This window comes from Chryseolinea lacunae (assembly GCF_016735595.1).
GTDB classification, from domain to species: Bacteria; Bacteroidota; Bacteroidia; order Cytophagales; family Cyclobacteriaceae; genus Chryseolinea; species Chryseolinea lacunae.
On record NZ_JAERRB010000016.1, the window covers coordinates 166798 to 174470 of the forward strand.

Annotated in this window: 8 protein-coding genes; 6 read left to right on the forward strand and 2 right to left on the reverse strand. The window is 45.0% G+C overall.

The annotated features are described in order from the left end of the window. The first annotated feature begins 121 nt into the window (after window positions 1-121). From JI741_RS29870 to JI741_RS29880, 3 genes are all read left to right on the forward strand, one after another. Window positions 122-907 carry an outer membrane beta-barrel protein gene (locus JI741_RS29870; protein WP_202015933.1) on the forward strand — a complete coding sequence of 262 codons (786 nt, stop codon included), beginning with the start codon at window positions 122-124 and terminating at the stop codon, window positions 905-907. 60 nt (window positions 908-967) lie between these two features. After that, window positions 968-3013, forward strand: a complete 2046-nt coding sequence (locus tag JI741_RS29875) for a WG repeat-containing protein (RefSeq protein WP_202015935.1) — start codon at window positions 968-970, stop codon at window positions 3011-3013. Window positions 3014-3215: 202 nt separating this feature from the next. Beyond that, the gene (locus JI741_RS29880; RefSeq protein ID WP_202015936.1) at window positions 3216-4388 is read left to right on the forward strand and encodes a hypothetical protein; all 1173 of its coding nucleotides are present in this window, start codon (window positions 3216-3218) and stop codon (window positions 4386-4388) included. A 295-nt stretch (window positions 4389-4683) separates the two neighbouring features. Here the strand turns inward: JI741_RS29880 and JI741_RS29885 are convergent, their stop codons facing one another. Further along, the gene (locus JI741_RS29885; protein ID WP_202015937.1) at window positions 4684-5136 is read right to left on the reverse strand and encodes a nuclear transport factor 2 family protein; all 453 of its coding nucleotides are present in this window, start codon (window positions 5134-5136) and stop codon (window positions 4684-4686) included. Between the two features lie 292 nt (window positions 5137-5428). Between JI741_RS29885 and JI741_RS29890 the strand changes: the two genes are divergently transcribed. Together JI741_RS29890 and JI741_RS29895 are read left to right on the forward strand one after the other, a co-directional pair. Further along, window positions 5429-5854, forward strand: coding sequence for a helix-turn-helix domain-containing protein (locus JI741_RS29890; protein ID WP_202015938.1), 426 nt, complete (start codon window positions 5429-5431; stop codon window positions 5852-5854). 27 nt (window positions 5855-5881) lie between these two features. Then, entirely contained in the window at window positions 5882-7078 is a 1197-nt protein-coding gene (locus tag JI741_RS29895) for a hypothetical protein (protein ID WP_202015939.1), read from the forward strand. A 76-nt stretch (window positions 7079-7154) separates the two neighbouring features. Here JI741_RS29895 and JI741_RS33175 read toward each other — a convergent pair whose 3' ends face one another. Further along, window positions 7155-7439 (reverse strand): TIGR04141 family sporadically distributed protein, encoded by a 285-nt coding sequence (locus JI741_RS33175; protein ID WP_202015940.1) that lies wholly within the window; start codon window positions 7437-7439, stop codon window positions 7155-7157. Between the two features lie 65 nt (window positions 7440-7504). Between JI741_RS33175 and JI741_RS29905 the strand changes: the two genes are divergently transcribed. Further along, the coding region (locus JI741_RS29905) for a transposase (protein WP_202015941.1) at window positions 7505-7673 on the forward strand (169 nt) is incomplete at its 3' end.

A 7673-nucleotide genomic window follows, 5' to 3' on the forward strand; every position in this document is an offset into this window, starting at 1 on the left:
CACCGTAAACTCACGAATATACAACGTTTTTTGTTTTTATTGATAGCCTATGTTCAGTAACTTGAGCGCTTTGCATTAATTTTGCAGGGATTTTTTTAACTACCTGAAACACAAACCTAAAGTGAAAACTTTTTTTTCGATTGCCCTCCTGCTGGTTGGCACTTCCACATTTTCGCAGGTCTTGGTGGGACCAGAGGTGGGCGCTAACTATTCCTGGACTTCGTTTGGCGACAAAGATCTGAAGAGCGCCTACAAAGTGTCGCCAACCTTTGGCTATCATGTGGGCGGGCATCTCGGATTTAAAGTGCGCAAACGCTTCTTCCTGCACACCTCACTGCTCTATGCCACCAAGGGTCGCGTGCTGCAAGGCAAAGACGATCCCCTCACCAAAAACACATCTACCTATCGCTACATCGACATGCCCATAAGCTACACCGTAGACTTCAAGGGCAAGATCGGCAAGAGCAAAGAGTTCAAATATTTTCTCGGCGTGGGCCCCAACGTGAGCTACTGGCTCGGCGGCAAAGGCAAACTCTACACCAGCGAGCTGAAGGCAAACAACTTCGACGAAGTGCACTACAAAATCGTGTTCAAGAAAAGCCCCGACGCACAAGCCGACGACGAAATGAATGTTGACGTTCCCAACCGCCTGCAACTGGGCCTGAACCTGGTGGCCGGCGCCGTGTTTGAACCCGGCCAACGCCAACGCATCATGTTCACCATTCGCTACGAACTTGGCCACAGCTACATCGCCAAATCGAACGGCACTTTTAACCAGGACTACTTTCAAGATCCGCTGCAATCGCGCAGCCAGGGGTTTCGTGTGAGCCTTGCGTATTTGTATGATTTGAAAACGGAAGATCGCAAGAAGGGTAAGAGCACGATTGATCGGCGGAAGCCGAAGTAGTTGATAAAAAAGAAGGCTTCATTGAAACGTTGTAGGCTATTATCGAAAACCACATGTGACTTGTTTGTAAGAATCTTACTTATCGCCCTGGGCGTATTGTCTATCGGCCGGGTTCACGCTCAAGAGGAAAATATTGGAAAGTTTCTTAAGCAGCTTCGTCAGGAGAAACTCGATAGCACCATCGAGAAGACCAGTTTTTACAAGAATAAGAAATTAAAACAACGAAGGGTAACCTATCATTCTCACTACTATGTCTTTGAGATTGCGCGGGATGAGTATTTCAGGAGAACTTCTTTTTCTGTAGAGGAGCGCTTCAATCGAAAGGGAGAAATTGTTGAAAAAGATTCGTTGCTGCCAAGGGAGATGGGATGGTGCATCAGGAAGAAATTTGTGAATGGGAAGGCAACGGAACGACGTTTATACTACAAAGGCGAACATCTGGCGGGCAAAAGTACATTCAAGGATTGTTTGTGTGCTTCCTACAATGATTCGATCCCTCAATCTATTCCGGCACGGACAACCGCGCCACCACAACAGGGTGAGAAATATTACGATGTTTGGACAGTTGGCGGGACTTCTTTTCTGCGATTTGGCAGCAGCAGGTTACAAAGGCGATACGATGATGTGTGGTTGGCGAGTAGGCCAGGTTATAGCGCCGTTGAAGATTTGAAGTTGGCAACCATCGTGCAGCGGCGGCGATTTATTGAGATAACCATAAAACATCGTCCTTCGGATAAGATTGTTTGTCGGCTCAGGCTAAAGTATACTAACCCTGTATTTGTAAAATATTTTCAACAAGCAGATTCTGTTCTGGGGACAGTGGCAGACAATCGCAAAAAAATTGGGTTTGTGGTTGATAAACTCCTGCCGAACATTATAGTTTATATGCCTTCTCTTATTGTTGACTATTCCGGTCCAAAGGAAAAAGGTAAATATATCCTTAATGCTGATTTTGAAAGAATTATGCCAGAGCCGGTTCGTGATTTTCGCGTGCTGTCGCAACCTGGGAGAAATTATTTGTGGGTTTGCAGGGGAAAGTGCGGACTATACACCGCTAAGGGTAAGAACATTATCCCTCCAAAGCACGATTGGGCAGAAGCCAGAGGAGCTTTTTTGAAGGTGAAAACCGATGGAAAATATGCGTGCTACGATTATGACGGCAACATCGTGATTCCGTATGCAGAGGATTATGATGCGTTTACGGTGTCGCACAACATTGCAGTGTGTAGCTCACGTGAATATCGTGGGGAGGGTCATTCGGGGGCATTCTACGTGAACTTAATTACGAAGGACACACTCAAAGCAACCTGGGGATTTCCCTTTGAATATAATTTTGCACGGGCATCGCTGAATGATGGGTATGGCCTTATGAATACAAAAGGTGAATGGGTTATCGATCCCAATCCTGCAATTCAATATCTGAATGTTACGTCGGATAGTCTTGTTTTAATAGAACTTAACAATCCAGCATTTGAACTTGTAAGCAAGGATGATATACAATATCGCCATCAGCGGTATAATTTAAAGTTGCCGGATTCATTGACGAACAGAGCAAAGACCTATGCTCGTTTTGGTAACACACCGCCCAAGAAATACCATTACGTGTTGTATAATTTGAAGTCCAAAACCGCCGACACCATCGCGGTGAACCTAAAAGTGCTTGACGGGCTTCTGGACTATAACATTTCTTTGCAAGAAAAGCATTTTACGAATGGATTTATCAGGGTCCATGTCACCGGAAGCCCGCCATGGTTTTACACGTTTTGCTCGTCGCGTGGGGAGTTGGTGAATATTTCCCATCGTTATACAAATGCGAAAAGCCCGATGAATGAAAGAAAACAGGCTATCGTGGCAAGAAAAAAAGTGATTACCGTGAAAGGTGTAGAAAAAGAAGAAGAATTTTGGGGTGTAATCGATTCTGCCGGTAATGAAATTATTCCTTGTGATTTCCTTAGTTATTATCCGAATGAGTATGGATATATTATGTGGGATGGGCATCGCTATTCGCTTATCAATTTCTGTGGTGAGTATCTGTTTTCTGATATGTCAAGTCCGATGATGATTTCTTATGCGATTCAGTCTGCCGAAAATCCTTTTACGCGCTGATTGACTATGGTCACGCAGCGATAGCGGATGTAACGCGCGCTTCGCCTTTTCAAAAAAGGTTGCCAGTTTTTGCGGGCAACCTTTTTGTTTGATGCTGATGTCGGCTTTTTTTTGTAGGTTCAAGACATGAGCCCATCTGTTCTGCCGCGTGCAGGAGAGATGGGCTTTTTGTTTGTAATAGAAAACCTAACTACCCCCTGTTATGATGTATTCTAAAAAACGTATTTCTCCCGGCGTGCCGTGGAGCTTTTTTGTGACGATGCTAATCTTTTTTCTTGCAGACAGTGCTTGTGTATGGGCGCAGGAAACGGAAGGCGCCAAAGATTTCAGGCAGACACGACGAACGGATTTCACAACTTTGCTTGGCGGTTTCCAGGAAGGGGTGAGCCTGAGCTACAACACCGACAAAACGGTGGTGGAAGGCAAGGGCGGCTTTCAGCCGAAGGGGTGGAACGGAACGTTCTTTCAGGTGGGGGGCAATGTGGGCACCACCACAAACCTGTCGGCAGTGTTCGACCAAAAGGCTCTGCCGGTGTTTTCGTTGAACGGCACCGTGAATTTTTTGCTGGGCCCAAGCCGCTGGTTTTATGATGGCACATACACCGCCAACTTTGACGAATTGGAGAAGGGTAATTTTAGTCTCAACACCAATTCAACAAAGTTTGAATATAAAGAAGCGTTTGCTAAAAAGGTGGCAGGCAAAAGCTTTTCGAAAACCGATGTGGCCTACACGTTTAAGCGGCTCTTCTGGTTGAGCGTGACCGCGAAGCACGACAACGCCAAGTATTCGTTCTACGACGCCAACGCGGCCTTTGCCAACCAGATTACCGAACAGGCCTATGCGTCGTGGTCGGGCAAGCTCACCCTGAGCGGATATTTTTTCTGGAACAAGGAAGACTTTCGGTGGAAGCCCTTCAGACCTAATTTTATTTATGTGAACATGGGTTTGCAGCGCGGCCGCGGCAACAACATTTCGCAGCTCACCAAGAAAACGATCTACGACATTGAATCGACACAGGTAGACCCCGCCACAAACACCACGCGCGTGGTGGTGAAACCTCAAACGGCCTACCCCAATGCCTACAAACAATTTATGACCAACACCCTGTCGTTCGAAACCATTGTGGCGCCCATTCGGGCGGTGGCGTTGAATGTGTTTGGCGAGTATAACTTCATAGACAAGGCCGATCGCGATGCGTTTAAGATGGCAAACTTCGGAAGCCTGGCCGCGGGCATCTACTACTACGGCTTTGGCAACACGGCAAAGGTGAACCTGGGCGTGTACTACAAATGGACGTGGACCAACGACGCCGACAATTCGAAAGCAGAATTGTGGGGATTAAAAACCAGCATCCCGATCACACCGCTGAAGTGAACATGGGAAGACTTGCGCGAAATAAAAAAGAGGTTGTCTGATCAGGACAACCTCTTTACAACGCCAGTCAGAATTACATCACACCCATGCCCACACCCACCCTCCAGCATGTCTCCATCAGGGCCTGATTCTATCTTTGGCCTGGCAGGGGCATGTGCGGATCGAATCTAGCCCTGATGGAGACATGCGGGGCCTCCGCGGCCCCTGAGCGGGGCTATGAAATGCACGAAAACGAATAAGAAAAACTTTACTATCGCACTGAACGTGCAAAACAGGCATTTACAATACCCAATCCTTATTGATGCTCAGCCAAATCATTATACTGCCAAAGCACATTTATAATTTTCCATTCTCCATTGGTTTTTACAATGTGCATGTAGTCAATCCAGGCATCGGCTATTAATTTAACAGAGGCTGTTCGGGCAGAGATGTCAAGCAGCTTCACTTCTTTGCGGGGGTTCTTTGGGAACTTGTCTCCTTTCACGTTATAGCTCTCGGCCAGAATGATCATGTTCTCGGCGAAGAATTCGGAGACGTAGTCTTTCTTTGTTGCTTTGTTTTTGAAAACGGATCGCTTCACCAACCGGGGATGTAGCGCGTCTTGCATGAGCTTGGGGTTGGGTGTGTGTTGGGCTTCGATGTAGGCCAGGGCTACGCGTTTTATGTCGAGCGTGTCCTGGGCGGTTTGTGCCTGGAGATTTAACGTGGCGGCTAAAGCAAGTGAGAGGATTAGGAAGGACGCTTTCATGATCGAGGTGATTTTGGGTTTGGTTAGAATGTGATTCACGGCACAGAGACAATACGGCTAAATGTTCAGGGCAGTGAAGGACAGTTTGGGTATACGTCCTTTTTTGGGCAGGGTTTTGAATATCTTATTTGTGGGGTGTCAGTTTTCGGTGGCTTTGTTGGGGAGCAGGTTGGCAAAGGGCCGGGGAGACAGAGGGACCTACTGGGGTAAGGGGGCATATTTGTAAAGACCACGGAGGCAAAAACTATCGCCAGGGCCATCTAACAAACATCAAATTCTGTACATTTGATTTATGACAAAGACTGCACACATTGGCCGCAAGATCGCCCGACTGCGCGAACTCAAGGAAATAAAACAGGAAACCATGGCCGAGGCGTTGGGCATCAGCCAACAGGCCGTTTCAAAAATTGAACAAAGCGAAACTATCGAAGATGTTACCCTGGGCCGCATCGCCAAGGTTCTTGGCTTCTCGCCAGAAGTTATCCAAAATTATAATGAAGAAGCAGTGATTAATAATATTCAGAATAACTATGAGGGGTCGAACTCCCATGCAAGCGACTTTGGGCCAGGCGGCCGCGGCCCTTACCACAACTGCACATTTAATCCGTTGGATAAATTGATTGAAGCTCATGCGAAGATTGAGCAGTTGAATGAGGCGTTATTGAAAGAGAAGGATGAGAAGATTGCGTTGTTGCAGAAGATGTTGGATGGGAGATGAAATGGAATTTGGATTTATAATAGAAAAATGAGCGGCAAGAATCGAGATTTGATAAATGCAATTGTAGCAACTCCAGGGGGAGGCTCCACAATCAAACAAATGGATAATGAGGATTTTTTGGATCTGTGGAGATTTGATGCTGTCTTTAAGTCCAAAGGTGGTTATTACGATACCCATCAATTGCCAGAGCCAGCGAAACAATTTCTTGATAATATCATTAAAGGGACGAATGGACAAATTTCCGCAATCAGGAAAAATAGAGTGCATTATCCGATTCCGATCGTCCATCTTATAGCTAGTTCTAAATTGGGAGCATCGGCGGGCAAAAGTGAAGGAAAATATTTCATAGGAATTAACGTCGCGACGTCGTTTATTCTTAATGATTTGTTTTGTAGAATGCTGTCAAGTTGCAAAATTCTTAGACAATTTGGCGATCCTTCGAAGGAAGGTGAGACGCAGAAAATCAATTTTGCGGCCACGACAGAAATAAAGGAACTTGCCATTGAGAAAAATCCAAACGAGAATATAATTCCTCGTGACAGTACAAGGGCAATCCTAGCTCAGGTCCTAACTAGTTGGGCGACAAAATTTCTGTCAATGCACGAATATGCTCACATAGTGTTTGGACATGTTGATTACAAAGAGAATTTGCTTCGCGAGGGTAAATCATTGTCACCAATGAATAGTCAAACCCTTGAATATGATGCTGACTGTTATGCTGCGCAAATTGCTTTTCGTGAAATAATATTTGCTTTTGAAAATAGTACTGATGTAAAAGATGAACTGCGTCCTTTTTATGCCGATTTGGAAATAATAATTTTTGTTTGGGCTTATGCGATTTATTCAATGTACAGATTGTTTCAAGTGTCCGGTGTAGATGAATATACCCTTCATTTAAATAAATATCCTCACGTTGGGATTCGGCAGAGACTTATGATGACTATGATGTGTACATTGGTAGATAGGGAAGCAAAACGTGATACAAGATACAGTGGCACTCTTGATAGGGTTTCGGGAATTCTTAAGAGTGTTATTGAGCAGGCCGAAAAAGCATTTGATGAGATTTCAAATCAGGGTTTTTGTGATGGAAACATTCGATTTGCGTTCTTTTCACCCAAGGCCGATTCCCACTTTAAAGCGATTCACAATCATTTTGATAATGTTCGTTCTGAACTTGAAAAGTTTTCATATGGTACTTTTTCGCCTTTTACTCCTCTGCGATAGGAGACTTAGCGAGTGATTGTTACTCCGGATGTTCGTATGATTCATTATTAAGGAAGTCTACCATTGCTTGATGCGGTTATGGATGAATCCTTCCGATACTAACCGGAAATCCTAGAGAAACGATTTGCTTAATTGTCATGTTAAAACTTAATAGGCTAAAAAAAGGCAATGATTCTGCTAGACTCCTAGTGGATCGTTTTAGCACTACTAGTAAATATGCGACATCTTTGTTGATAAGTTCACGGTTTCTCCGAACAAGAATGTTTTTGTTGTAATTGCGCCTTGATGTGTTGTATATCCATGTTCGGAGACCGGGATCTTCCTTTAAGAGTTTAGCAGATACACAAGCCTGAAATAACAAGTGACTGCGTAAGCTTCCCTAAAAAGCGAAGAATTCAAAAGTAGGAATTTTTAACTTTAGGGAACATGAAAAAAAGTCGATTCACAGAGACACAGATTGTGTCAATTCTCAAACAGTATGATGGAGGAACCTCCGCCGCGGATCTTTGCCGTGAGCACGGCATCAGTACTGCAACACTTTACAATTGGAAAGCGAAGTATGGCGGACTTGAGGCGAGCCAACTCAAACGCATCA

Coding starts and splice junctions, on each gene's coding strand:
- JI741_RS29880 (WP_202015936.1), top strand. CDS start 3,216: ATGATGTATTCTAAAAAACGTATTTCTCCCGGCGTGCCGTGGAGCTTT.
- JI741_RS29885 (WP_202015937.1), bottom strand. CDS start 5,136: ATGAAAGCGTCCTTCCTAATCCTCTCACTTGCTTTAGCCGCCACGTTA.
- JI741_RS29890 (WP_202015938.1), top strand. CDS start 5,429: ATGACAAAGACTGCACACATTGGCCGCAAGATCGCCCGACTGCGCGAA.
- JI741_RS29895 (WP_202015939.1), top strand. CDS start 5,882: ATGAGCGGCAAGAATCGAGATTTGATAAATGCAATTGTAGCAACTCCA.